This window comes from Helicobacter heilmannii, from assembly GCF_001283065.1.
In the GTDB taxonomy this organism is placed as follows: domain Bacteria; phylum Campylobacterota; class Campylobacteria; order Campylobacterales; family Helicobacteraceae; genus Helicobacter; species Helicobacter heilmannii.
In genome coordinates this window covers 109550-135803 of the sequence record NZ_CDMK01000001.1, presented here as the reverse complement: position 1 = coordinate 135803, position 26254 = coordinate 109550, and the positions used below count along the sequence as shown (strand labels likewise).

The following is a 26254-nucleotide window of genomic DNA, read 5'->3' as shown; positions in this document are numbered from 1 at the left end:
ACCAAAAAAAGGCCCACCCCCCCCCCCCCCCCCCCTCAACACACAACATAGCCATAAAGAAAATCTCTGATCTTTAAATGTCTGCATGCCGGCTTTAAGTGTGCTTGTAGCACACGCCCAAAGAGTACCTACTATTAACCATTTTTTAAGAAAATCATACTAATAATACAAACATAGCACTAAAGGATTGTTATGTTAAGACTTCTTCTTGCTTGTTTGTTGACACTCCCCCTTTTTGCAGCCACACCTAAAGACACCTTAGTGATCGGCGTGGAGAACGAGACTGCCCGCATCAACCCCCTTTTTGACGAGGACCACGACAGTGCCTTAGATTTTGTCTTTAGTGGGCTCATCCGCTTTAGCCCCGACATGCAAATACAGCCCGATTTAGCCACAAGCTGGGAGAAAAGCGCGGATGGCTTAAACTGGGTGTTTCATTTAAGAAAGGGGGTTTTATGGCATGATGGTAAACCCTTTAGTGCCCAGGATGTTAAATTCACCCTAGAGCAGGCCCAAAACCCCAAACTCAACGCCCCCGCGCGCGCAAACTTTAGCGAGATTAAAAGCGTGCAGGTGTTAGATCCCTACACCTTAAAAATCACCCTAAAAGCCCCCTTCCCCCCCCTCTTAGATATCTTAAGTATAGGCATTTTGCCCAAGCATCTATTGGTGGGCAAAGATTTAAACACCGACAGATTTAACCAACACCCCATCGGCACGGGTCCCTTTAAATTCGTGCACTGGCAAAAAGGCGCGTATATCAGCTTTGTGGCAAATGACAAATTCTACAGAGGCGCACCCAAGATGAAAAAGGCGGTGCTAAAGATCGTCCCCGATTTCAATGTCCGCACCTATGAGATCAAAAGCGGGGCGATCGATGTTGCCCTAGTTGAACCCAATTTAAGCAAGAGCCTAGAGCGCGACCCGCACATTAAGATTTTAGATTGCAAGAGCGCGGACTACCGGGCCTTGATGTTTAACTTCAACAACCATCTTTTAAAATCTTTAGCTGTGAGAGAGGCGATCAACTACGCCATTGACCGCCCACTCATCGCCCAAAAAATCCTACACGGCTATGGCTTTGTCGCCAACAACCCTATCCAAGCAAGCTGGGCGAACGATCCACACGCACAGGGCTACCCCTACGACCCCGCCAAAGCCAAAGCGATTTTAGAAAAAGACGGCTGGGTGCTCAAAGATAAAGTTTTTTATAGAAACGGCAAGCCCCTAGCCTTTGACATTTACGCCTTCAACACCGATCCACTAAGGGTTACGCTGGCTAATATTTTGCAAAGCGAACTCGCCCAAGTGGGGATTAAAGCCAGCGCGATCGCTAAAAACCATGGGGCGTTTGAGATTAGCAAGGTGGATAGCTTTATCATCGGCTGGGGTTCGCCCTTAGATCCGGATCTACAAACCTACCGCATTTTTGGCTCAAATATGGAGTGGAATTACAACCACTACAGCGATCATGCAGTAGATAGTGCCCTAGAAAAAGCCCGCACCGCTAAAAATAAGGATATGCGTAAATTATGGTACGCCAAATTCATACAAGAACTACACAACAACCCGCCCTTTGCTTTCTTGGTGTATCTGCGCTACCCCCTAGCCTACCGCTCCAATATCCACGGCATCAAGCCCACGATTCTAGGCCACCACGGGGCGCGTTTTACTTATGATATTGCTGAGTGGAGCAAAGATTAGTGCCTTTTGCCCTTAAAAAGATTTTGGGGGCGGTGTTGCTCTTGTTGGTTTTTAGCTTTGTGGTGTTTGTGGCTTTGGATTTGTCGAGTGGGAGCGTGTTATCGGGCATTTATGGCGATGGCGTGCAGAGCGCAAATCCCCTTCTTAAAGCCCGCTTATTAGCCAATTTAGGCCTAGATCGCCCGCTTTTGGTGCGTTATTTGGAGTGGCTGGGGCGTATTTTTCGGGGGGATTTGGGCGTGAGCCTTGCAAGCGGAGAGAGGGTGATTGACATTTTAAAAGAGGGACTACCCTACACACTCATGCTAGGGCTTACAAGCTTTGTGCTTAGCTTTATTTTTGCCTTGGTGCTAGGCACAATAGGGGCATATTTTAAAGACTCGTGGCTAGATAAAACCATCATTTACACCACTCTAGGTTTTTTTAGTGTGCCGAGTTTTTGGCTGGGATTGGTGGCGATCATGCTTTTTAGCGTGCTGCTAGGCTGGCTGCCTAGCTCGGGGGTGGGAGAAATTGGCGCAACACCCACCTTTGGCGACTTGGCCCGCCATTTACTCTTGCCCGTGTGTGTGCTCACTTTAGCGCATTTAGCTATTTACACCCGCCTTGTGCGCTCCGTGGTGCTCGACACTCTGCAAGAGCCCTTTGTGTTGAGTTACCAAGCGTGGGGGGTGAGTGCTCTTTGGTGCTTTTACTTGGTGCTACGCTTTTGCTTTTTACCCATTGTGGGGTATTTTGCGTCCAATGCGGGGGTGATTGTGGGGGGGACTTATGTGGTAGAAAGCGTGTTTTCGATCGGCGGAATCGGGCAAAGTACCATCAATGCCTTACTACATAAAGACTACCCCCTAGCCCTAAGCATCATAATGCTTAGCGCGTTTTTTGTGGTGGGACTAAATGTGCTGGTAGAGCTTTTGGCTAGGTGGCTTAATCCCAAATGGTAAGGTTTGCGCTGGTATGTGGGGGTTTGCTTTTGCTTTTACTCTTGCCCCTTTTTGCCCCCTTTGCGCCGAGTGAAGTGCATTTAGATGCCCTAAAACTGCCCCCCAGTGCCCTTCATTGGCTAGGCACGGATTTTTTAGGCAGAGATGAGTTTTCAAGGCTCTTGGTGGGTTTAAGAAACTCTGTGTTGGTAGGGCTAGCCAGCGGGCTCTTGGCACTTGTATTTAGTTTAGTTTTTGCCTTTGGGGTTTTGTTTGCGCCCAAGTGGGGGCAAGTGGGGCTTTTGGGCTTTTTAGAGGGCTTTTTAGCCCTGCCTAATTTATTGTTGATTTTGCTCTTTAGCGCGTTTAGCCAAAGGGGGTTGGGGCTTTTGGCTTTAAGTGGGCTTTTGTCTCTCTTTTTATGGCCCCAAATGGCAAAGGTGCTTGCCGATAGCTTTAGAGAAATCGCCACCAGGGAGTTTATCGCCAACGAGCGCGCTTTGGGGGCAAGCAAATTAGAAATCGCCTTTGGTGAAATTTTACCTTTGGCTAAAAACAGCGTGTTCGTACTCCTAGCCAACACCTGCGCGCATGCCATCAGCGCCGAGGCTCTGCTCAGCTTCTTTGGGCTGGGGCTCAAGGTGGGGGAGGCAAGTCTAGGCAACATGCTCAATGAAGCCACGCAGGCGATTTTTACGGGGGTGTGGTGGCTGGTGTTGGTGCCGGGGGTGGCGGTGTTTGTGGTGGTCTTTGCTTTGGCGTGGGCAGGGGAGAGGGCGCGTGCTTAGCGTGCAGGATTTAAGCGTGTTTAGCCCTAGCGGGGCAATTTTACAAAATATCAGTTTTGGCACCACCAAGCATTTAGCCATTTTGGGCGTGAGTGGGAGCGGGAAGAGCACGCTGGCTAGAGTGTTTTGTGGGCTCTTGCCCCCTACTCTTAAGATGCATTATGGCGCGCTCACGCTAAGCGCACCGGCCGGTTATGTGTTTCAAGACTGCATTGCTTGCTTTTATCCTTATTTAAAAATCAAAGACACCTTTGCTATGGTGCTCAAAGAGCGCGCTAAGGAAGCTAAGGATTTATTTACAAGCCTCAATGTCCCCTTAAAGGCGTGGGGCTCTTACCCCTATGAGCTGAGCCGTGGGATGGCGAGTCGGGTGCAAATCGCGCTGAATTTAGCCCTAAAGAAAGAGATTTTATTTTTAGATGAGGTTACCAGCTCGCTAGATAGAGAAAACACCCAGGGCGTGGTGGATTTGCTCTTAAGTCTGCCCGTGCAAAGGGTGGTGATCACGCACGATGAAGAAGTGGCGCTCAAACTTTGCGATGAGGTGCTGGTGCTCGATGGCGGGCGGGGGGTGTATTTTGGAGAGATGGAGGGGTATTTATGCTCTTAGAGGTGCTGGAGCTCTTTAAGTTTTATGGGGCGCAAAAGGTGCTAGAGGGGGTGAGCTTTAGTCTAGAGAGGGGGGAGTTGGTGGCACTGATGGGGTCTAGTGGCTGTGGCAAAAGCACACTGGCTAAGTGCATTGCCCGCTTAGAGCCCTTTAGTGGGGGGCAGGTTTTATACGAGCAACAAGACATTTTGCAAATGGAGGAGAAGCCCTTTAGGCAGGTGTTGCAATATGTGTTTCAAGACCAATTAAATGCCCTAAACCCCGCTAAAAAGGTGCGCGACTTGTTAGGCAGCGTGTGTCGGCGCTTTAAAACACACGCCCTGCTAAACGAGGCTTTAGAGCTAGCAAAACTTAGCCCCAAACTTTTAGGGCGTTATCCAAGGGAGCTTAGCGGGGGGGAAAGGCAAAGGCTTGGCATTGCGCGGGCGATGCTTGTTTGCCCTGAGATTTTATTATTAGATGAAACTACAAGTGCCTTAGATAAAAAACTCAAACACGAAATCATGCAAGTGGTCAGTGCCTACCAAAAAGAAAAGCAAACCACCATTCTTTTCATCACCCACGATGTTGCTTTAGCCATGGGCTATTGTGCGCGGGTGCTGCGGCTTAAGGAGGGGAGGCTTTTTCAGGGTTAGGGGCTAGAAACAGCAAGATGAAATCTATAAAATTCTATAAAACTATGCAAATTTTTTATATAATTATCACCGCCAAAAACACCCCAAAATTTGCTAAAATAACCGCAATGTTTGCCCTAAGCCACAAGATTGAATTACAACCCAACAACAAAGCAAAGACCCACTTTAAAAAGGCGTTTGGGTGTGCTAGACTTGCCTATAATTGGGGACTAGCCAAGTGGAAGGAAACTACGAAAAGGGCATAAAATCTAACCACTTTGCCCTAAAGAAAGAATTTAACGCTTGCAAAAAAGAGAAGTTTCCCTTTGTCTATGAAGTGTCCAAATACGCTACAGCACAGCCATTTAACCACTTAAACCTAGCGTTTCAAAAGTTCTTTAAAGATTTAAAATTGGGTAAAGTCAGTTACCCCCGTTTTAAACGCAAAAGAGAATATCAGGGGAGCTTTTACATTGGGGGCAACCAAATAAAAATCATTCAAGGCAGCACAAAAGACTATCTTAAAATCCCCAACCTGCCCAAAATCAAAATGACTGAAAGGCTAAGATTGCAAGGCAAAATCAATGGGGCGACCATCACGCAAAGAGGCAATAAATTCTATGTTTCAATCCAAACAGACACCACACAAGAGGAGTTTCACCGCACCCATAAGCCCATAGCAAACAACCACACTCTAGGTATTGACACAGGAATAAAGGCTTTTGCTAGTCTATCTAATGGCTTACAGATTTTCGCCCCCAAGCCCTTAAATAGGCTCGCAAGACGGCTTAAAAGACTTAGCAGACAACTTAGCAAAAAACGGCATTCGAAAACCAAGAATGACGGGATTAAGAAGTCCGCTAATTTTCTTAAAGCCAGCTTGCGGCTGAATCGATTGCATACCCGTATAGCCAACACCCGTAATAACTTTTTACACAAACTTAAGCACCGCCCTAGTGCGGCACGCTAAAACCCTTTGTTTAGAGAGTTTAAAAGTCAAAAATATGCTTAAAAACTCTAAACTAGCTAAAGCCCTAAGTGATGTCAGCATATCTGCCTTTAACACGCTTTTAGACTACAAGGCAAAGTATTATGGGCGGGAAATTTTACGGGCGGACACTTTTTACCCGAGCTCTAAGACTTGTTCCAGCTGTGGCAGTGTCAAAAAAGACTTAAGCCTAAATGATAGAGTTTATAAGTGCGGTGTTTGCGGTGTTGTGGTGGATAGAGATTTTAACGCTAGTGTCAATCTAGTGAAGCATTTAGTAAGTGGAGTTCCCACTGAATTTACGCCTGCGGACATGACAGCTCTATTAGGTTGTTTTGCAAAGAATGGCTTAGTAACCAGCATGGTGGAAACAGGAATACAACAAAAACCGCTAAAATTTTTTTCTATTGATAGGATTTTATAGGATTTTATGCGGTTTTATAGGTTTGTAAGAACGGTATTTGGGCTCATTTATTACCTTAATCATCTAAAATATTATTCTCATTTTCTAGGTGCAAAGTTATATTTTTTTGCTAAAATCTTTATTTTAAATTTCACTTCTTAGCAAAGGCAGACAATGTTGAAGTTTCTTTCTGTACTTGGTCTAGTGGCTTTGCCCTTAATGGCAGAAAATAATGGCGTTTATGGCGAAGTGGGGTTTCAATACTCTAACATGACCCAAGCCACTAAAAGCCACACCAATGGGCAAATGACAAAAAACCCATTTCTCACCGGTGCGCCCACTAAAGCCGTCAATGTCAAAAATTTCTTGCCTAAACAGCAATAACACCATTGAACCCAAAGGATTTTTATGAAAACTAGCAAACGCCCTTTTAGTTTGGCTCTTGTGGCTAGCCTTAGCCTCTCTAGTTTTGCCCTTGCCGACAACACCAACAACTCCCAAGCAGCGATGATCGTTAATTCGCTTTCAGGGTTGCTGGGCAGCAACTACACGATCAACTCTAGTGGGTATGGCTACCAAAACCAAGACCAAGGCTATAACATGCCAGCCCCTATTTACCAAAGCATTAGCGCAACGACCCCCCTCACTTTTAGCAATGGCCCTATAGGCAAAAGCAACACCCCCCTTGATCCCAATTTATCTTCATACCAAAATCTCATCGGGTACAATCTTTTTAGTCTAGAATCCGATGGCTTTGGAGGATTATTTGGTGGGGGTGGTGGGGCCATCGATTTTTCTACCTCCAATCTTTACGACCCTTCTACTTTATCACAACTCACATCGAGGTTTGCGCGAGGGCAAGCATCCACCATTGAGGACATCATCCAAGGCTACCAAGCCCGCTTGGACTTTGATGGGGGGGGGGGGGAAACCCGTTACGCTTAGTGCGGGGTTAGTTTTTGGCAATCAGCCCCCCACCTTTAAAACCACCACCCCTTATTTCAAAGCCCCCACATCCGCCAACGACCAACCCAGTGCTAACTTGACAAGTGGCGATCTCAAGCAAAGCAGCCAAGTGGCGCAAGCCAACAGCCTTTTAAACAACACCTACCAAGCCCTTGTCGCCATAAGCTCCAGCTCTATTGGGGGCAACTCTGCTTCTGACCTCCCCTTCTCCAGTTTTGCGACTTCTTACACAAATTACATCCAAGGGTTGCAAAAAGCTTTAGGGGTGGGGGGGTCTATCCAAAACACAGCCCAAACCTTGCTCAATGCTTATCAAGAAGCCAACACTAAGGGAGCGCAAGCCACAGGGCTTGGGGCTAGCCTTTATGGAATCGATCAATTTTTGGGCAGCAATCTGATCAGCGATAAACAAGGTGGGGGTTATAGCCTCAATAGTAGGGATTTAACATTTCTACAAGTTTTAAGCAATGTCAACCAAGACTTTAACGGCAAATTAGTGATTAAAACCGGCGATCATTATAGTCTAGCCAACATAGCCGGTGTGAAGACAGCACTCTCTGCCAACCCAAATGAATATATGGTGGGTGCTTTAACGACAAATCTCAACACCATCGCCAACAACATCCTCAACACAAGCACCGCAAGCCAACAAGTCAATGGAAGCGTCCCCTCTAATGTGGCCTCCCTCAATGCGGTTTTAAAAGCACTGAGTCAAATGAGCGGTGTAAGCGACACCGCCAAGCTAGAAGGACTCATCAACCCCAATCATTACACCCAAGTTTATAACGCTTATGAAAGCATTAAAGGCGATCTAGCAACCCTGCAACAAGACCTACACGCCACAAGTCCGGGAGCTGCCTTCAATGCGCTTTTAGATTTGGGCTACAGTGATAATGGGAGTGGGTTTATGGGGCAATTGATGGACCTACCCAAAGAATTAAACAATACCCTCACCCAAACCCAGCTTCAAGAACTTTATGAGGCTCTCCAACCAAGTGGCCAAACCACTTTGCTAAAAACCATCACAAGCTTGGACGCCGATATCAACGAATCCAACTCTAATTTTTCTAGCTCCAACACGGGTTTGCCCACAGACGCCAGTCCTACTTCTAGTTCTACTACCCGTTACCCCGATGGCAAATTCTCCTCTTGGATCACCACGACTTTAAGCAATCAGTTCATGAAAGATGTGGGCTTCAATTTGGCTTCGAACACAACTCCTCTGGCGACTTTTACTAGCCAAATCCTCAATTACACATCCAATGCCAACGCCCTTTCTGCGCTGCTCTCTAAAAAAGTCAGTTTGCAAGATATCCTAAGCACCGCCATTTCAGAAATGGGCACTGACCTGTGGTTTTCAAACCAAACACAGCCAAGTGGTCAGCAAGAAGCCAAAATCAATGCCTACACGAACCAACAAGCCCTCGTCTTAAATAACTTGCGTGCCATCCAATATGCGGAGAAATTGCTGGGCGGCTACCTAGACACCATCGGGGTGGGCTCTACCCCCCAAAAGTCTTTGGACGCAACCGATAAACTTGCCCTTTACGAGTTCAACCAAGCTCTTATAGCTCCTAAGAATGGACTCATTGCCCAAACACAAACAGCCATCCAACAAGATTTAAGCCCGAGCAACTACAACCAAGGGCAATTTAATACAAGCACCTTGAGTGCTGAGGCGACCAAAATCATCCAAGCGGCCACTGCCATGCATGCCTTACAAATTTTTCCTCAAAATAGTGGTGGTACGCTAGACACACAACAACCCCTCTATGGCTTCAATGGTCCCGGCTCCATTATAAGCATGCTAAAACCACAAGTCAGTCCTGTGCAATACTTGGGCTTTGCCGCTGCGGCTGTCAATACCTTGGCATTGGATTTTAGTCCGGCGATCCTAGACATCACCAATAACAACGGTCCCGATCAAATCCAACAAGGGGGCGGAGAAATGGCAAATATCCTCAACAACTTTGCTGCCCTCAGCACCAAAAACCTGACAACCATGGAAACAGAGCTTAGCAACTTTGATAGTGCGGTGCAGGCTTTAGACAAAAGCAATGCAAGCTTTAATGGGGGTGATCTCATCAGCAACACCTCCTCCCTAGATGCCGATGGGATCAAAAGCCAAAACGCCCAAAGTTACCTCCAAGCCTTGATCGATGCTTACCAACCCCAAACAGAGCAAAATATGGTGTTAGCCAAGGACGCTAAAGACCTTAAACAAACACAACAACCCCAACTCACCCCCACACAGCAAGCCGCTAGCGACCTACACACCCTCATGCAAAATCTCAACACTGGCGATCAAACAGCCAGTGGGGCGATTAAACTCATTGAAGGCTTAAACACCTACACCCACAACAATGAACTGCTTACGATCCTCACTGGATCAGAAAACACCGCTAAAATTGACGCAGATGTGCTCGCCTATGCGCAAACTTTCCCCCTTTTTAAATCCTTAACCGGGCAAAGTGTTTTAGAGGGGCTATTCCACTACAATGGAGGCAATTCTGGAACACAAGCAAACGCTTATAATATTTCACAAAACATGGTGCAGTATCTCTCTGAGTTTTCAAGTCTGCTTAACCGCTACAACTACCTAGAAGGTTTAGCTAAAAAAGCCGCCACAGCTCTTAAAACCAACGCCCCCGACACAATCCCCACTGCTAGCAAAACCGCCTCCCCCACACCGGGAGCTACAAACCCCACAAGCAACAACAATAACAACAATAATCAAGGCGGACAAATCAACTCAGGCACAGGGAGCAGTGGAGGACAACAAGGACAAGGTACAAACAATAACCCACAAGGCAACTCACAAGGACAACAAGGACAAAACCCAAACAACCATCAGGGGACACAAAGTGCCAGCAACTCTTTGCAAAATCTCATTAACTCCATTGTGGATAATGAGTTGCAAAACATCCAACAACTCCAAAGTGCGATGAACCACTACTTTAACCAAGTGGAACAAACCATTAAGAGCACCACAAGTGCGATCATCAGCAGCTTAGACAATGTGAGCGCCGCCCAAGCCGTGCAAAATATTGTGGCGGGCTTAGAAAATTATGCCAGCGACCCTGAGAACAATTTAGTGGATAACCCCGAGATTCCTCAAGGCTTTAAAACAGAAGTGGCCAACTTCATCCAAAACATGCAAGCACAAGACATCGATTTAGAGCTCATGCAATTAAATCTCGACAGCTTGATTAACCAAGCCAGCCAAATGCGTGTAGAGTTGCTGGACAATTTGGCAAATGCCATCAATCCGCAAAACCTGAGCTCTTTTGCCAGCTTGATTGCTTTGCCCGCCTCTTTCACACAACTAGAGCCCGCACAACTGCAAGACTCTACCCAAGCCCAAAACACAAAGCAAGCCATCCAAGGCTTAAACAATCTTTTAATTTATCTCAATGCCGCTAAAAACAAAATGGCCGCTTACGCTAAAGAGAGCCCTGAAGTGTTCTTAAATAGAGCAGGCAACATAGGACTGCCCAACCAAACCACTAACTCCAATGCCAACATGTACGGGATCGATGTGCAGGTGGGTTATAAACAATTCTTTGGCAAAAAGAGAAGATGGGGGCTGCGCTACTATGGCAGCTTTAGTTACCAAAGAGGAGTGTTTTACAACCGCAACATCTCCAGCTTAAATGACTTTGTCTATGGAGCTGGAGTGGATGCTTTGTATAACTTCTATGAGAGCAAAGACAGCAAATACACCACAGGGGTGTTTCTAGGCTTTATGTTGGCGGGCAGCAGTTGGGTGGATCCGCACTACAACACCCTACACACAGAAATGGGCTATATCAATGCTGCAGGGGGTAAAGCCCAAATGCACACTTCTTACTTCCAAATCCCCTTAAACCTTGGCTTTAGAACCAATGTAACCAAACACCATGGATTTGAGATCGGTCTTAGAATCCCTCTTGCTGTGAATTATTACTTTAGGGGTTCTTTAGATGGCGCGCACCTAGAAACCACCTATAAACGCAATGTGGCGGTATATGTGAATTATGTGTATAATTTCTAGGCAAAAGGGGCTTTAAAAAGTTTTAGGCCCCTTGTTGGCTGGGGCTTGGAGTTGTTTGGGCGCAAGGGGTGGAGCAACTGTATGCGCGTAACTCCCCCACACATTTTTAAAGTTTGGCAACATGGTTAACCCCACGAACTCCCCCTTTTTGCCCCTAATATTTTGCCATTTTAGGGGAGTTGTAGTATAATGGGGTTTTTTTGGAGAGGATATGGAGCATCGGGTTTTTACTTTTGCGGGTTTAATCAGCCACAACCATGATTTCATCATCGGGTTTTACACCGTCTTTTGCGCCTTATTCACGCTTGTCATCAGCAAAATGGCGGTGAAAAAGTTGCAAATCGTGCCTATGGGGCTACAAAATGTCTATGAGGCCGTTGTGGAGGGGATTTTACATGTGGCTAGGGATGTCATCGGTGAGGAGCTCGCCCGTAAATATTTCCCCCTCACCGGCACCATTGCGCTTTTTGTCTTTTATTGCAATATGATAGGCATCATCCCCGGCTTTGAAGCTCCCACGGCTAATTGGAGCTTTACGCTGGTTTTAGCCTTGATTGTCTTCGTTTACTACCACTTTGAGGGCATCCGCAACCAAGGAGTTGTCGCCTACTTCAAGCACTTCTTAGGGCCCGTGAAGTGGCTCATGCCCATCATGTTCCCCGTGGAGATCATTTCCCACTTCTCCCGCATCATCTCGCTCTCTTTCCGTCTCTTTGGCAACATCAAGGGCGATGACATGTTCTTGCTCATCATGCTCTTGCTCGTGCCTTGGGCGATCCCCGTTGCGCCTTTCATGGTGCTCTTTTTCATGGGGATTTTACAAGCCTTTGTGTTTATGATTTTAACCTATGTTTATTTGGCGGGGGCGGTTTTAGTGGATGAGAGCCACTAGCCCCTATGAAAAAGGATACCATTGCATCGCTCTTAGACTTCTTTGCAGGGCTGTTTGTCGGCATTGCCCTTGTCTGTGGGGGGTTGTGTTTCTTTCTCTTGAACGATTTAGGCTTGGTGGTGGCGGTGTTTTTTGCGCTCTTTATCTTTGGGCTCTTTGTCTTTTTTGCCCTCATGGCTAAGTCCATGTCCGCCCTCATTAAAGAGAGTCACAAAGAGCGCATTTGATTTAATTGTTACAAAACCCTCGCTCGATATAATCGCACAGCAAATGGATCAAGAGGATGTGCATCTCTTGGATACGGGGGGTATTGGTGCTTGGCACGATTAAATTATGCGTGCATAGCGCGCGCATCGCCCCACCCCCCCGTCCGCTAAGCCCCAGCGTGTTTAAGCCCATTTCTTGCGCCTGTTGCAAGGCCAGCAAGACATTTTGTGAATGGCCACTGGTGCTAATGCCCACCAAGCAATCCCCCTTTTGCCCCAAAGCCTCCACTTGGCGCTCAAATACCCGCTCATAGCCATAGTCGTTAGCGATGGCAGTTAAGGCGGAGGTGTCCGTGCTTAGCGCAATGGCAGGCAGCCCCTGCCTTTCTTGTTTGTAGCGCCCCGTAAGTTCTGCCGCAAAGTGCTGGGCATCGGCGGCACTGCCCCCATTGCCACAAATCAAAATCTTATGCCCGTTTTTAAGCGTGTCTAGCAAGAAATCCCCGCTTTGCGCTAAGCTTGTGGCTAAATGCGCCAAAGTGTCCTGTGTAACTTGGCTGTGCTCTAAAAACTCGGTTTGGATCAACTCGTACATGCGCTCTCCTCAATGTCGGTTTTGAATTTTCTCTAGGGTGCTTGTGGTGGAGTAACCCTCAACAAAGTCGATCAACACCACCTCTTGCACCAAACTACTGCCCACAATCTCTTTGCCCGCATAGTCTGCCCCCTTGACGAGCACATGGGGCTTTAGAGCTTTGATGAGCTCTAGGGGCGTGTCCTCCTCAAAGAGCACCACAAAATCCACACACTCTAGGCCTGCCAGCACAAACGCCCGAGCGTCTTGGCTGCAAATGGGGCGGCTTTTGCCCTTTAAGTGGCGCACCGAAGAGTCGCTATTTAAGCCCACCACCAAGAGCCCGCCTAAGGCTTTTGCCTTTTGTAGATACTCCACATGCCCGCGGTGCAATAAATCAAAGCAACCATTAGTAAAAATAATTTTAGGAGGGTGCATGGCTTGTAGTAGGGCGCAAAGCGTGGTTCTGTCGAGCACCTTTTGCCCCTTGTGGTAGTGCTTTTGTAAAAAGTTGAGCACTTCAGCGTAGCTTGCCCGCGCGCTGCCCACCTTCGCCACCACCACCGCCGCGGCCGCATTGGCAAAGGCACACGCCTGCTCAATGGGATAGCCCAGCCCCAAACAAAACGCCAAAGCCGCAATCACCGTGTCGCCTGCTCCGCTCACATCATAGACCTCTTTGGCAATAGTGGGGATTTTATGCAGCTCTTTATCCAAAAACGCCATGCCCTGCTCGCTGAGCGTGATTAAAGGGGTTTTAATCTGCACCTTGTCTTTAAAGAAACTTAAGGCTTGCAAGAGGCTAGCGTCATCATTGATCTCTACACCCGTTGCCATTTGGGCTTCTTTTTTATTGGGGGTGATTAAATCGGCGTAGGTGTATTTGGAGTAGTCTTTGCCCTTAGGGTCGCATAAAATAATTTTATGCTGTGCCTTGGCGCGTTGGATCAATTCTTGGCATAGTTTGGCATCGAGCACACCCTTAAGGTAGTCAGACAACACCAGCACATCGGCTTTTTCTAAGAGGGCACTTGCTTTTTCCAGCAGGGCGACGCATAAATTCTTGTCAATGGGGTCTTTGCGCTCGCGATCCACCCTTAAAACTTGTTGCTTAGAAATCATCACCCGCGATTTTTGGCTCGTGGGGCGTTTAGCATCGACTAAAATCCCGCTAAAGCCCACGCCCAAACTTTGCAAAGTTTCCAACAGCCACGCCTGCCCCCCGTCTGCTCCCACCACGCCGCATAAATCCACACGCGCGCCCAGGGCGATTAAATTATCCGCCACATTGCCCGCCCCCCCAAGACGGCGGCTCTCTTCTTTGACATCCACCACCTGAACGGGGGCCTCAGGCGAAAGCCGCTCGCTTTGCCCCCAAATGTAGTGGTCTATGATAATGTCGCCCACCACCAACACATGTGGAGGGTTCTTAGGCGGGGTTAAAAAGGCGTTCAACACTTAGCGAGCTCTCTAATGGTGGGAAGATAGGTTTTAATCCCCTTTGCTAAGTCGTAGCTAGGGGCGTAGTCCAAGTCGGCATGCGTGGGGACAATGTCGGCACAGGTGTGCTCTTGGAAGAAGTCATAGGGGTTTTTAATGTAGGTTACTTTAAAGTCGCCCAAATGTTCTTGCAACAGGCGCACGATGTCGTTGTAGCTGTGGCTCTTGCCATAGCCCACATTATACACTCCGCTGACAGACGCGCTCATCGCCTTCACGCAAGCTTGGATCACATCCTCGATATACACAAAGTCGCGTTTTTGCTCCCCAAATTCAAAGAGTTTCACTTCTTTATACTGCAGGGCTTGCAAACCCAGTTGCAAAACCATGGACGCGGTTTTGTGCTTGTAAAACTCCCCCGGGCCATAGACATTAAAATAGCGCAGGCCCACAATGGGCATGAAACTCTCATGGGCGAAGTCTAGTGCGCTTTTATCCATACAAAGTTTAGAAAAGCCATAGATATTTTCAGGTTTTTGCCCGAAACCGACTTTATTAGGCGCGGGGGTGTTGCCATAAACGCCGGCCGAAGAGGCGTAAATGACCCGCGCGTCTTTTTTGATCGCGATTTTTAAAAGCTTGATGAAGGCTTGGTGGTTGGTTTTCATCACCAACTCTTGATTTAAATTCGTGGTGTCGGAGATCGCCGCTTGGTGAAACAAATAGTCAAAGTCCAGTTTCTTCAACACGCCTAGATCTTTGGTGATGTCTGCGGTGATGATTTCGCCATGAAAGTCTAAGAGGTTTTTAAAATGCCCTAAACTCGTGGTGGGGGGGGTTTGCTCTCTAAACTTATCGATCACAATCACCCGCGCCTTGGGGTGGTGGGTTTGAAAATACATCGCCAAATTGCTGCCGATAAAGCCCGCCCCGCCGGTGATCACAATGGTTTTATTCTCTAGGGTGTTGGGGATGTACAAAAATGTCCTTTCTGTGGGGTTAAAAAATCTAAAACCTGCTCTAGGCGAGCAATGCGCCCTTGAGCTTGCGGCTCTTGTAAAGAAAAAAGTAAATTGATGCCAATCCCCCCCTTGAGCCCAAATTCTATGTCACTCATTTTATCGCCCACCAGCACGCTTTGGGCTAAATCAAGGGGATAATCTTGCAGGGCTTGCTCTAACATGCCCACTTTGGGTTTTCTACAAGCGCAATTTTGGTTAGGGGCGTGGGGGCAAAAGTAAATTTTATCTAGTCCAAAACCTAGATTTTCTTGTAATTTGGCTTGCATGTAGGCGTTTAAGGCTTCAAAGTCCTTGAGGCTGTAATAGCCGCGCCCTATGCCCGATTGGTTAGTCACCAGCAAGAGCAAATACCCCCGCTCTTTAGCCCCCCTTAGCAGCGTGAAAATGCCGGGCATAAACTCAAAATCTTTTACCAAATAGACATAGCCCTTATCGACATTCACCACGCCATCCCTGTCTAAAAAGAGAGCCTTCATAGATGTCCTAACATTTTTACGCCCATATAAATGGTGTGGGCGGCAAAGCCTAAAAGCAGCACAAAGGCGGCTTTTTGAAACCACGCGCGCCATTTGGAGTTTAAGAAATTGCCAAAGAGCGCGCCAAAGACAAAGAGGGGTGTAAAAGTTGCTAGCCCCAAAACCACCATCACCTCCAGTGCGCTTGTTAAATTCGGGCGCGCTAGGGCATTTAGCACAAACCAATACACCATCCCACAGGGCAAGAGCCCATTTAAAAGCCCTAGGGCGTAAAAGCTAGGCAGGCTAGGGGTGCTAAAGAGGCTTTTAAAGCCCTTGGCAAACCAGCCCCCACTCAGGCTAAAGGGGTTTTTGAAATGCAGCACAAAGCCTAGGGCAAATAAAAGCATCAAGCCCCCCACGCCCACCAGTACCGCTCCCTGTAGGTGCATTCTAGGTAAATTTAAAGACTTAGAGAGCAGGGCTAAGAGCCCGTGAAAGCCCAAAAAGGCGCATAGCCCCACGAGCACATACATGCTCAGTCGCCCTAGGTTGTAAAGCGTGTGCGCGGCTAGCTGGACTTTTAGGGGCATTTGGGGGGCGAATTTATTTTGACAGTAGGCGAGCACCACCCCCCCGCACATCCCCACACAGTGAGAGAGAGCCATTAACGAGGCGTTGAGAAAAAGATAAATAAGATCCATCAAGCCCCAAGCGTGGCGCGCATGCCATTAAAAACCAAGAGCCCATCGTAAATGCCATTGCTGAAGAAATTGGCTAAGAACTTGCCATCCCCACCCGTGAAATACACCTTACGCTCACCCACAAGGTGCTTTAGGGTCAAAAGCACGCTTTGCAAGGCCCCATAGCCTAGAGCGTCCGTCGTGGCGTTAGGCAACGCCTCTACATTCACACGCAAATTCAAGGGCACATCTAGGGCGGGCGAAATGTGTTTAAAGGCATGGCGGTAAGCCTCAAAACCGGGCAAAATCACGCCCCCCAAATGCACCCCATTTTCCATCATATCCACAGTGATCGCGCTGCCCGCATCCACCACCACCCCGCTTTTGCCAAGAAGCCCCAAACACGCCGCCACCCTATCTACCCCCAAGCCTTCATATTTACTTTGTAGTTGCATTTTGGGGGCCAAGTTGGTGGCACTGGGGCACAGCTCTAAAAGGGCGTTAGTGGCATGAGGATTCACGCTGATATAAAAGACTTCACCCTGCAGGGCTTCTTGGTGGGTGGCTAGATTTTGGGGTGCGCACGCCCACACACGCCCCTCTTGGTAAAAATGTAAATGGGTGTTGCCAATGTCGCAGAGGGTCATGGGTGGTTGTGGCTTAGGTCAAAAAAGTAGCGGTCGTAGTAAATCTTGTCATCGGTGTAGAAGCTGGGCCGATCTAAGTTACCCATGAAACTTTTAGAGGCTTTTTTGAGCGGATAGACTTTATAGTCATCAAAATGCTCCAAATCCACTTCCACCAAATAGCCCCGTTTTTCTAGGGTATAGAGCTTTTTGTCCGTCACCACGATTGTGGTCAACATCGCAAAGGGCAACTTCACCACACCCATGCTCTGATCGTTCAGGGTTTGATCCATCTCTAAAATCCGCCCATCTAAAGTCAGCACATACAAGCGGTGGTGCTTGTAAAGCACATCCACAATCTCTGCATCAAAGTTAAATTCTTGGCCTGAGATCACTGACACCAGCCTTTTGCCCGTGGCCGCGAACATGTTTTCATCATCCACTTTTAAGTAAATCACATTGTTGAAAAACTTCTCGCTATTGAGCACGATGTTGCGCACGACTTTAGGCTCTTTAGATACAAAATCCACGACCAAGAGCCGCCCATCGAGCATGGGAAAGACCACCACCGTGTCCAAGAACACGGGGGCAGCGACTAAGGAGTTGATCGCCGAGCTAGACGAACCCTTTTCATTGAAGAGCAATTTTTTGGTCTTGATGTCGTAGATATTTGCCGAATTGTCCGCCATCACCACCGCTAATTTATTGCCCTTAATGCTCGCACTTAAGGGGTAGGTGTCTAGGGGGATGGTGATCGAGGGCTTGGCACTTAGGGTACTGATGAGCTCTAGTTGGTGGCAGTGGTCGTGCAACTGGACATTTTGATCGGTCTCTTCAATGTTCTCGATGATCGCCTCTTCGGCCTGTTTATCTGTGAGTGTGGCGTGTTTCTTGTGCTTAATCTTAGGACCGTTGCGTTTGTGGGCGCGCCAACAATCGTGTGCCAAAATGTAGTAATCTTGACTCCGGTTCAAAAAGGAGGTTTCTTTATCCTCCTTTTTCTCAATTCTTAGTTGTGTGAGCCCCTGTCTGTCTAACACCCCGCCATTGGCTAAGATCGCCCCATAGCGGTTGGTGAAAATGATGGGGGCTTTGAGTTGTTCGTGGAAGAGGGCTTCTCGTGCAATCTTAGATTTAGGTGGTTTAAAATTCTTGCGATCGCCACAGCCAAAGCTAAAGAGAGCCAAGAATGCCAACCCCAAGAGCCACGCATGCTTCATTGCGCCACCTTTTGGGTACCGGTGGCAGGGTAGTGCCTAAGCAAAGAGGCGATGGGGTAAATGCCCGAAGTGGGGGGGATGGTGGTGATGAGTGCCTTCATTTCTTTAGCCGCTTTGGGGTCGCTGTGCAATAAATAGGCTTGTTGCAAGCGGATAAAATCCTGTAAAGCGGGCAGGTCTAAGGCTTTTAGGGCTTTTAAATCGCGGTTGTAAGAGGCAGTGTAGTAGCTTGCTAGGGCCTTCACAATGGGGTTTTTGGCGTGGCTTAGGCTACTTAGAGTTTTGGTGTCCTTGTTTTTGAGTGCCTGTGCATAGCTGTAAAGCTCGGCAAGCTCTGGGGCCTGCTCTTGCAACTTGTCTAGAGGGGCAGTGTTGTTGGGGTTAGCCAGCACTTCGTTGTAAAGGGCGGTGATCTCTTGCGTCCTTTTATCCTTTTGGGTTTGCTGGAACTTTGTGTAGCCCCACCACGCCAATGCCAAGACCACCAATGCCCACAGCACATATTTATATCTGTTGTAAAGCTTCTCTAGCCGAAAGGCACTCTCTAAAAGCTTTTCATCGCTTTTAAACTCTTCTTTGACTTGTGTTAAATTCTCTTTAATTTCCATTAAACCCCACTGCTCCCAAAGCCCTTTGTCCCCCTTTGGGTGCTCTCTAGCTCAGTAGCTAGAGCAAAATCCGCTTGAAACACACGGCACAACACCCCCTGGGCGATCCGATCGCCCGCTTGTATGCAAAAGGGGCTGTCACCCAAATTCATTAAAATCACCTGCAACTCCCCCCGATAGTCGCTATCGATCGTGCCCGGGGAATTTAAAACCATAATTTGGTGTTTTAACGCCAGTCCTGAACGGGAGCGCACCTGTACTTCATAGCCAGGTTCTAGCTCAAGGGCGATCCCGGTCCTTACCAAGCCCACGCTCTTAGGAGTGATCTTAAGGCTTTCTAGGGCGCATAAATCAAACCCACTCGCCCCCGCGCTTTGGTAGGCGGGCAGCTTGGCCTGTGGGTGGAGCTTTTGTAACTTAACTTTGCACATAGTCGATGTCTTTGTAGTAAATGTCTAAAATCTCAAATTCACTCTCGCCAGAGGGCAACACCACCGTAACCTCATCGCCCTTGCTTTTACCCATTAAACTTTTGGCAATGGGCGAGCCAAAGGAGATGAGCCCTCTTGTGGGGTCGCTCTCCATGCTCCCTACAATGGTGTAACAAAACTCTTTGTCGTTGTCTAGGTTTAGGACTTTCACCGTGCTGCCAAAACTGACCTTTTGGTGGCTCAAAGTGGAGGGGTCGATCACTTGTGCGTTGGCTAAAATGCGACTCAGGTCATTGATCCTTGCTTCTATAAAAGTTTGTTTTTCTTTGGCAGCATGGTATTCGGCATTCTCTTTTAAATCTCCATGCTCTCTTGCCCGATCGATTTCTTTAACGATCTGTGGCCTTTCCACTTCTTTAAGTTTTTTCAATTCGGCACAAATCTTTTCATAGCCATAGGCACTCATCGGTTCTTTCATTTTAACTCCTAAATAAAGCTGAGATTATATAAAACACATGGTTAAAACCCCCTAAATTTGCCAAATCTCCCCCCCCCCCCCCCCCCTATTAATCCAGCCCTAAGTTAAATGTTCTAATAATACAGGTTTAAAGTTTGTTGTTTGAGTTTGACCCATTGGTTTTTAGCACTCTCTAAAGGCAAAACATCAGGACACTAAACGAGGATACAAAAGACGCATTCCGCACCGCTTGCAAGCGCATTTTATATGCCAAGCGGGGCTTTGACATCAAAGACCATAAGCTGACCACCCTGTTGCAAAGATGGGTGCGCCCCAAAATGGGTTTGAAGGTCCTGATCTATTACCCCCTAGTCCACGAAGTGGATATCCGCCCCTTCATCAATTGGGCTAGAAGACATAAAATGCGCCTATTTGCCCCCCTAATGCACCCGCCTTGTTGCACCTATGCACCCTATCGCTTGCCTTTAAGTACCCTTAAACACATCAAGCAACCTAGACCGAGCTTTTTCAAAGCACCCCTAGACCTAGCCATAGTCCCCATTTTGGGGGTGGATTGTGGCTTTAGGCGGGTGGGCTTTGGGCTTGGGGCTTACGATCGCCTCTTTGCAACCTTGCCCAAAAAGCCTTTCACGATTTTTACCGCCCGCCAACTTTTAAAATCCGCTCACACTCTAGGCGCGCCGCACGACATCAGTGCCCATATTTGCCTAGAGCCAAACAACGATTTCATACACCAAAGGACAACAAATGGCAGAAGCTTTAAGCATTTTGCTCCCTTGCTTATTCACCGGCATCGGCGTGTTTTACTTCACTAAAAGAAGTTACACCACCTCCAGCCAAAACCTCATCGACAACGCCAAGGCCAAGGCCGACATGCTCCTTTACCAAGCCCAAGTGTTTTACAAGAGCAAGGAAGAGGAGTCCAAAACCCTAGCCTTGCAACTGCAACAAGAACACAACGAGCACCAACAAACCCAAGAAGCCGCCTACCAACACAAGCTAGACGAGCTCAAAAATAGAGAAAAACAACAACAGCAGCATTGGCACCACAAGCATAAACAACTCGAACAGCATAAGATCGAACTAGACATGCTAAGAAGCGAGTTGGAACAGGGTAAACACGCCCAAGACAAACTCTATCAAGAATACCAAGAGCTCAAAGAGCAAGCCATGCAAACCTTAATGGAGTGCTCGGGCTACACCAAGGAGGAAGCCCAAACCCTGCTCTTGCGCCTGCTTGAAGAAGAATTGATTTTACAAAAGGCGGCCTTGGTGCGCCGCTATGAGCGCCAAGCCAAGAAGGAAGCCAAAGAGCGCGCACATTTCATCCTAGCCGAAGCGACCTCGCGCTTTGCCAGCAACTTTGCAATGGAGAATTTAACCAGCGTGGTTGCCCTGCCCAATGCCGAGTTCATCGGGCGCATCATCGGCAAGGAGGGCAAAAACATCGACACCTTCAAGCGCATCAGTGGAGTGGAGTTGATGATCGATGAGGAAACCAAGACCATCACCTTAAGCTGCTTTAATTTGTATCGGCGACAAATCGCCACGCAAACTTTAGAGCTCTTGATCCAAGATGGGCGCATCCAGCCCTCACGCATTGAAACCGTGTACCAAAGGGTGGAGGCAAACATGGAGGAGAGTATTTTAAAAGAAGCCGAAGAGGTTATTCTAGACCTGCAATTAGACTCCATGGATGAAGAGCTAAAACGGCTCTTAGGACGCATGAAATACCGCACCAGCTATGGACAAAACGCGCTCACCCACTCTATAGAAGTGGCGATTTTAGCGGGCATGATCGCCGAACAACTTGGGGGCGACTCCAAACTCGCCCGCCGGGCAGGGATTTTGCACGATATCGGCAAGGCTTTAACCCAAGAACACGGGGGTGATCATGTAGACCTAGGGGTTGAGGTGTGCACACGCCACCACGAGCACCCTGTAGTGATCAATGCTATTTACGCCCACCACGACCGCCAAGAGATCAAGAGCGTGGAGTGCGCCGCTGTGTGCGCTGCAGACGCGCTTTCTGCGGCGCGCCCCGGGGCGCGCCGCAAGGAAAATGAAAACTTCTTAAGCCGCATGCACGATTTGGAGCGTATCGCCAGCCAACAAAATGGAGTGGAAAAGGTCTTTGCGATGGATGCAGGGCGTGAGGTGCGCGTGATTGTGTGCCCGCAACAAGTGAGTGATGCCAAAGTCCCCTTGCTTGCGCGCGACATCGCTAAAGAAATCCAGGCCAACTTGCAATATCCCGGCGAGATCGTGGTGCATGTCATCCGTGAAAACCACGCCAAAGCCATTGCCCGCTAGGGCTACCCCCTTAAAGCGCATTGCCCCGCCAAAGCAGCTTTAACCTATTTAAACCTAAAGCCAACACCACAAACCTAGCAATCCCCAAGCTCTCCTAAATCCACTAGGGCTTTTCGTGCAGGCGTTTCATATGCGCGCCCAGGGCACTCATTTTATTCTCTAGGGTTTCATAACCCCGATCTAAGTGGTAAATGCGGTGCACCCGGCTCTTGCCCTTAGCCACTAAAGCAGCCAGCACCAGTGCCGAAGAAGCCCGTAAATCGGTCGCCATCACATCCGCCCCGATGAGTTCACTCACGCCTTGAATCTGCGCCATCGCCCCCTTAAGGCTGATTTGTGCCCCCATGCGTTGCAGCTCGCCCACATGCATGAAGCGGTTTTCAAACAAGCGCTCTTCAATGAGGCTAGAGCCCTCGCACTGCGTGGCTAACGCCATAAACTGCGCCTGCAAATCGGTGGGAAAGCCCGGGTATTCTGTAGTGGTGAGGCCAAAGGCTCTTTTATGTGTAGCGGGGTGGATGGTGAGGGTGTGGGCATTTGGGGTGTCTTCTGTGATGTCCACAGAAAAACCGATTTCATTTAATTTTGCCAGCACAGCTTCTAAATGGTGGCCGTTGGCATGGGTGAGTGTTAGGGGGGAGTTGGTGATCGCCGCGGCGCATAGATAAGTCCCGCACTCGATGCGATCGGGGATGATGTCTATGTCTTGAAAGTTTAAAGCCTCCCGATCTGCACCCTGCACCAGGAGCTCCCCGCTGCCCACCCCGCTAATCTTAACACCCCCCGCTTGCAAGAAGGCGCACAGCTGCACCACTTCGGGCTCTTTGGCGGCATTGATGATGCGCGTTTGCCCCTTGGCCATGCTCGCGGCCATTAAAATATTTTCGGTGCCCGTAACCGTGATCTTGTCAAAGATGAGATCGCAGCCCTTCAAACCTCCCTTGGCTTTAGCCACGATATAGCCCTTGTCGATGGCAATTTCTGCGCCCATTTTCTCTAATGCGCTTAAGTGCAAATCCACGGGTCTAGCCCCGATCGCGCACCCCCCGGGCAAACTCACCTGACATTTGCCAAAGCGCCCTAAAAGTGGACCTAAAACCAAGATGGACGCGCGCATTTTACGCACGATCTCATAGGGCGCGGTGCAACTCATTTTCGTGCAATACATGGGGTTGGTGCTGATTTCAAGGTGATTTGGTGTGTGCCACTTGGCACTGCTGCCTAAATGCTCGAGCAGCTCCACTAAGGCGCGCACATCGGCAACATGGGGTACATTGTCTAAGCACACGGGATTTTTGGCTAAAAGTGTGCTGGCTAAAATGGGCAGAGCGGCGTTTTTTGCCCCCGAGATTTGCACCTGCCCTCTTAGCATCTGCTGCCCCTTGATTTCTAAGTAGTCCACATCAATCCTTCTTCTTGTGTTTGAGTGCAAGCCCCACGGTGTTGGAGATCGCTTTTTTGAGTTTAGGGTTGGCATCCTCCAAGTCTTGCCCAAATTTCACGGTCGAGTCGATGTCTAACAAATCGGACTCGGCAAAGTTTTTAATGGCATTGAGCCAATCGCCCTCTTTGATGTGCTTGGGCAAGTTGGTGTAATGAGTGTTGAAGTCTTGGAAAAGTTCGTGATACGCCTCTTGATTTTTTTCTTTATCCACCTTCTCAAGTCGGATCACCAAGTCCCTTAAAGGGGGGATATTGGGGGGTGGGGGTGGTGGCTTTAGATAGGTGTAGGTGTAGCCAACCAAGAGTACGGGGAAGGCAAAAAGAAAACCCGCCACCCAGTAAATGCCGTAAAACCACAGATCATACATCGCTAGCACTGCAACTCATAAAAATCGTTCGTGGCTTGGATGAAACCCTCCACACTCCCGCAGTCGTAGCGCTTGCCTTGAAACTTATAGGCGAGGACTAATTTATCCTGAGCTTGTTGCAAGAGTGCATCCGTGATTTGGATTTCATTGTTCTTGCCCGGGGGGGTGTGTTTCAAGACCTCAAAAATGTCCGGGGTTAAGATATAGCGCCCGATCACGGCTAAGTTGCTCGGGGCTTCCTCGGCCTTGGGCTTTTCGATCATGTTTTGCACTTGATACACCCCGCTTGCTATCTCTTGGCCCAAGATCACGCCGTATTTATGCACCTCTTCTAGTGCCACCTCTTCAATCGCTACAATGCAGCAGCGGTATTTATGGTATAACTCCACCATCTGGGCCAACACCCCCTTGCCCTGCGTGTTGATACAAAGGTCGTCTGCCAAGATCACACAAAAGGGCTCGTTGCCAATCAGGGTTTGGGCCGTGTAGATGGCGTGCCCCAAACCCTTCATTTCGTGTTGCCTGGTGTAGGAGAAACTGCAGGTTTGCATTAGAGCGCGGATGCCCTCTAATTGCTGTTCTTTGTGTGTGCCATTAATTTGGTGCTCAAGTTCATAGCTGATGTCAAAGTGATCTTCAATGGCGCGCTTGCCCCGCCCCGTCACAATCGCCATGCTCGTGCAGCCCGCCTCCATCGCCTCCTCCACGCCGTATTGGATGAGCGGTTTATTCACAATGGGCAACATTTCTTTAGGCATCGCCTTGGTGGCGGGTAAAAAGCGCGTGCCATAGCCCGCGGCCGGAAAAAGGCATTTATTGATCATGGAAATCCTTTAAAATCATGTTGAAAAAGCCCTGCAAGTCGAAGTTGATTTTCTTGCTGTGATGTTTAAAAATGCTGTGGTAGATGATGTAATTAGCCAAGACTTTTTGCCCATAAAGGCGGGTTTCTTCATAGGGGATGAGCTCCATGCTCAGCCACGGCTCAAATTTACCCTTGTTAAAAAAATGCCTCTCTTTTAAAAGTTTTCTAAAGAAGTTGGGCCCAGCGTTGTAGCAGTAGGCCACAAATAGGGGGTTTTTAAACTCTTCTTTCAAGTGGTTTAAATAGTAATTGCCAAAGGCTAAAGACAGATTGGGGTTGAACATGTCTGTCAGCTGCACCTTGCTTAGCCCCAAAGCCCTAGCAAAGGGGGCAACATTAAAGGGCATGATTTGCATCAGCCCCAAAGCGTAAGAGGGCGAAACCAAAGCGGGGAGCAATAAACTCTCTTGCCTGGCAATGGCGTAAGCCATCGCCTTTTCCTCAAGGCTTTTGAAGTGGGTTTTGCGTGCATAAGGGGTCAAAAAATAATGTCTATCATCGTTGTAATAACGCCCTAAAAAGTAGGCCAAATGTGGCATGCTCTGCTCGGTGCGTAGGGGCTTTAGGGCTTTTAAAAAGGCGCGCTGGTTATCAATAGCTAGGATTTTTTCTTTCAGGGTTTGCCATGCAAAGGGGTCTTTAATGTCAAATTTGGGGGGTCTGTGGCTTAAAAAACCCAAAGAGGTTATAATCCTATACTTGGGCAGACTCTTGCGCTTGAAATTAGCGTACAGGCTAAAGAGATCGGGGTTGGTGCTTTGGCTTAGGATGTCTAAATAGTCGTTTTCACGGCTTAATAGATACTTCCAAAACACCGCCTTGTCGCGCATGAAGGCTTTGGTGGCCTGCTTTTGGGTGCGGTCAAAGTAAGTGAAAGCGGGGATTTCTTCGTGGTGCAGTAGGGCGTTGATGCCCAAAAGAAAAAAGGTCTTAGAGTCGGAGTTGGTGACGCTGGCGTGGCTTAAGGCTTTTTTAAACACACTAAAGTGGCTATCTAAAATGACACGTCTTAAAATGTCGTTGAAGGCGGGGTTGTTCTCATTGGCGAGTTTGGAGAGGACTTCTGGATCAAAGGGGCGGTTGAAGAAGTCGAGCCTTTGCTCATAGCTTAGGGCGTTGTAAAGGGAGGCGATCACCCCCGCCCCCGCCTGCAAAAAGGCCGCCTGATCTGTGGGGTGCAGCACCACCTGCAGAGCTTTATAAAGTTTGGGGTGGTCGGCAAGCTTTGCCTGCAGGGCGCGTAAAAGAGGGGTGCTCTTGGGCTCTATGGCCTGCGTAAAAATGCGTTCATAGCTTAGGGCAATGGCGATGCAGTTGCTGTCTTTATTTTTTAAGACTTCTAGGGGCAGGCCCTGGCAGGGGTGAGGGATGAGATTTAAAGCCCCCTTTTGCTTGGCCAATTCTATGAGTTTTTGGCTTTTATGAGCGATGAGCTGGTAGGCGGCTTTGGCCTGCTCGGCTGTGGTGCTGGGCTCTTGCAAATAAAGCCAAATGAAAAAGTCTCTAGGCGTGCCCTTGGGCTTACTTTGCAGGTAGGCTAGGCTGATGTGCTGGGCGTTTAAACAAGCACAAAAAACCAATAACCAAAACGCCCGCAACAA

General features: G+C 48.4%; 26 protein-coding genes and 1 pseudogene. 13 read left to right on the top strand and 14 right to left on the bottom strand.

All coding sequences use genetic code 11. The annotated features are described in order from the left end of the window. Positions 1–192 precede the first annotated feature (192 nt). The 11 genes and pseudogenes from AOG36_RS00755 (at position 193) to AOG36_RS00700 (ending at position 12148) form a co-directional block, all read left to right on the top strand. Complete coding sequence (locus tag AOG36_RS00755; protein WP_015107630.1) at positions 193–1704, top strand: ABC transporter substrate-binding protein; 1512 nt, start codon at positions 193–195, stop codon at positions 1702–1704. Then, on the top strand, positions 1704–2648 hold the full coding sequence (locus tag AOG36_RS00750) for an ABC transporter permease (RefSeq protein ID WP_015107629.1): 945 nt from the start codon (positions 1704–1706) through the stop codon (positions 2646–2648). The genes AOG36_RS00755 and AOG36_RS00750 overlap by 1 nt, the downstream gene beginning before the upstream one ends. Positions 2649–2671: 23 nt before the next feature. Then, complete coding sequence (locus tag AOG36_RS00745) at positions 2672–3415, top strand: ABC transporter permease (protein WP_015107628.1); 744 nt, start codon at positions 2672–2674, stop codon at positions 3413–3415. Continuing rightward, positions 3408–4025 carry an ATP-binding cassette domain-containing protein gene (locus AOG36_RS00740; RefSeq protein ID WP_015107627.1) on the top strand — a complete coding sequence of 206 codons (618 nt, stop codon included), beginning with the start codon at positions 3408–3410 and terminating at the stop codon, positions 4023–4025. The genes AOG36_RS00745 and AOG36_RS00740 overlap by 8 nt, the downstream gene beginning before the upstream one ends. Further along, on the top strand, positions 4016–4660 hold the full coding sequence (locus AOG36_RS00735) for an ABC transporter ATP-binding protein (protein WP_015107626.1): 645 nt from the start codon (positions 4016–4018) through the stop codon (positions 4658–4660). The genes AOG36_RS00740 and AOG36_RS00735 overlap by 10 nt, the downstream gene beginning before the upstream one ends. A gap of 107 nt (positions 4661–4767) precedes the next feature. Continuing rightward, positions 4768–6051 (top strand): annotated as a pseudogene (locus AOG36_RS08740) (RNA-guided endonuclease InsQ/TnpB family protein). Positions 6052–6204: 153 nt separating this feature from the next. Continuing rightward, positions 6205–6414 carry a hypothetical protein gene (locus AOG36_RS00720; RefSeq protein WP_015107625.1) on the top strand — a complete coding sequence of 70 codons (210 nt, stop codon included), beginning with the start codon at positions 6205–6207 and terminating at the stop codon, positions 6412–6414. A 24-nt stretch (positions 6415–6438) separates the two neighbouring features. Beyond that, complete coding sequence (locus AOG36_RS00715; RefSeq protein ID WP_053825355.1) at positions 6439–6975, top strand: hypothetical protein; 537 nt, start codon at positions 6439–6441, stop codon at positions 6973–6975. Next, the gene (locus AOG36_RS08870; RefSeq protein ID WP_238374869.1) at positions 6944–11029 is read left to right on the top strand and encodes an outer membrane protein; all 4086 of its coding nucleotides are present in this window, start codon (positions 6944–6946) and stop codon (positions 11027–11029) included. The genes AOG36_RS00715 and AOG36_RS08870 overlap by 32 nt, the downstream gene beginning before the upstream one ends. A gap of 211 nt (positions 11030–11240) precedes the next feature. Next, positions 11241–11921: a F0F1 ATP synthase subunit A gene (locus AOG36_RS00705; RefSeq protein ID WP_015107622.1), complete on the top strand. Its 681-nt coding sequence runs from the start codon at positions 11241–11243 to the stop codon at positions 11919–11921. Between the two features lie 5 nt (positions 11922–11926). Further along, positions 11927–12148: a hypothetical protein gene (locus tag AOG36_RS00700; protein WP_015107621.1), complete on the top strand. Its 222-nt coding sequence runs from the start codon at positions 11927–11929 to the stop codon at positions 12146–12148. A 1-nt stretch (position 12149) separates the two neighbouring features. Here the strand turns inward: AOG36_RS00700 and gmhA are convergent, their stop codons facing one another. Genes gmhA through greA form a run of 10 tightly spaced genes read right to left on the bottom strand, consistent with a single transcriptional unit; the run spans position 12150 to position 19664 of the window. Next, on the bottom strand, positions 12150–12722 hold the full coding sequence (gene gmhA / locus AOG36_RS00695; RefSeq protein WP_015107620.1) for a D-sedoheptulose 7-phosphate isomerase: 573 nt from the start codon (positions 12720–12722) through the stop codon (positions 12150–12152). Between the two features lie 9 nt (positions 12723–12731). Next, positions 12732–14159 (bottom strand): D-glycero-beta-D-manno-heptose-7-phosphate kinase, encoded by a 1428-nt coding sequence (gene rfaE1, locus AOG36_RS00690; RefSeq protein ID WP_053825354.1) that lies wholly within the window; start codon positions 14157–14159, stop codon positions 12732–12734. After that, a complete protein-coding gene (rfaD, locus tag AOG36_RS00685) occupies positions 14153–15121 on the bottom strand; it encodes an ADP-glyceromanno-heptose 6-epimerase (protein ID WP_015107618.1) in 969 nt (322 codons plus the stop codon). The genes rfaE1 and rfaD overlap by 7 nt, the downstream gene beginning before the upstream one ends. Next, entirely contained in the window at positions 15100–15639 is a 540-nt protein-coding gene (locus AOG36_RS00680) for an HAD family hydrolase (RefSeq protein WP_015107617.1), read from the bottom strand. Before AOG36_RS00680 ends, rfaD begins: the two co-directional genes overlap by 22 nt. Further along, entirely contained in the window at positions 15636–16322 is a 687-nt protein-coding gene (locus AOG36_RS00675; protein WP_053825353.1) for a sulfite exporter TauE/SafE family protein, read from the bottom strand. Before AOG36_RS00675 ends, AOG36_RS00680 begins: the two co-directional genes overlap by 4 nt. Then, the gene (locus tag AOG36_RS00670) at positions 16322–16948 is read right to left on the bottom strand and encodes a type III pantothenate kinase (RefSeq protein WP_015107615.1); all 627 of its coding nucleotides are present in this window, start codon (positions 16946–16948) and stop codon (positions 16322–16324) included. Before AOG36_RS00670 ends, AOG36_RS00675 begins: the two co-directional genes overlap by 1 nt. Continuing rightward, positions 16945–18147, bottom strand: coding sequence for a hypothetical protein (locus AOG36_RS00665; protein ID WP_015107614.1), 1203 nt, complete (start codon positions 18145–18147; stop codon positions 16945–16947). The genes AOG36_RS00670 and AOG36_RS00665 overlap by 4 nt, the downstream gene beginning before the upstream one ends. Beyond that, positions 18144–18755, bottom strand: coding sequence for a tetratricopeptide repeat protein (locus AOG36_RS00660; protein ID WP_015107613.1), 612 nt, complete (start codon positions 18753–18755; stop codon positions 18144–18146). Before AOG36_RS00660 ends, AOG36_RS00665 begins: the two co-directional genes overlap by 4 nt. Next, positions 18755–19186: a dUTP diphosphatase gene (gene dut / locus AOG36_RS00655; protein WP_015107612.1), complete on the bottom strand. Its 432-nt coding sequence runs from the start codon at positions 19184–19186 to the stop codon at positions 18755–18757. Before dut ends, AOG36_RS00660 begins: the two co-directional genes overlap by 1 nt. Then, entirely contained in the window at positions 19173–19664 is a 492-nt protein-coding gene (gene greA, locus AOG36_RS00650) for a transcription elongation factor GreA (protein ID WP_015107611.1), read from the bottom strand. The genes dut and greA overlap by 14 nt, the downstream gene beginning before the upstream one ends. A 317-nt stretch (positions 19665–19981) precedes the next feature. Here greA and AOG36_RS00645 point away from each other — a divergent pair, with 317 nt between their 5' ends. Then, positions 19982–20479, top strand: coding sequence for a 5-formyltetrahydrofolate cyclo-ligase (locus tag AOG36_RS00645; protein ID WP_490247819.1), 498 nt, complete (start codon positions 19982–19984; stop codon positions 20477–20479). Continuing rightward, positions 20412–21977, top strand: a complete 1566-nt coding sequence (gene rny, locus AOG36_RS00640) for a ribonuclease Y (RefSeq protein WP_053825352.1) — start codon at positions 20412–20414, stop codon at positions 21975–21977. Before AOG36_RS00645 ends, rny begins: the two co-directional genes overlap by 68 nt. Before the next feature lie 103 nt (positions 21978–22080). Here rny and murA read toward each other — a convergent pair whose 3' ends face one another. From murA to AOG36_RS00620, 4 genes are read right to left on the bottom strand one after another with little or no spacing between them, the layout of a single operon-like run. Beyond that, positions 22081–23379 (bottom strand): UDP-N-acetylglucosamine 1-carboxyvinyltransferase, encoded by a 1299-nt coding sequence (gene murA / locus AOG36_RS00635; protein WP_015107607.1) that lies wholly within the window; start codon positions 23377–23379, stop codon positions 22081–22083. 1 nt (position 23380) lies between these two features. Further along, the gene (locus tag AOG36_RS00630; protein ID WP_015107606.1) at positions 23381–23788 is read right to left on the bottom strand and encodes a hypothetical protein; all 408 of its coding nucleotides are present in this window, start codon (positions 23786–23788) and stop codon (positions 23381–23383) included. A 2-nt stretch (positions 23789–23790) separates the two neighbouring features. Continuing rightward, complete coding sequence (gene galU, locus AOG36_RS00625; RefSeq protein WP_015107605.1) at positions 23791–24612, bottom strand: UTP--glucose-1-phosphate uridylyltransferase GalU; 822 nt, start codon at positions 24610–24612, stop codon at positions 23791–23793. Further along, positions 24602–26254, bottom strand: coding sequence for a lytic transglycosylase domain-containing protein (locus AOG36_RS00620; RefSeq protein ID WP_015107604.1), 1653 nt, complete (start codon positions 26252–26254; stop codon positions 24602–24604). Before AOG36_RS00620 ends, galU begins: the two co-directional genes overlap by 11 nt.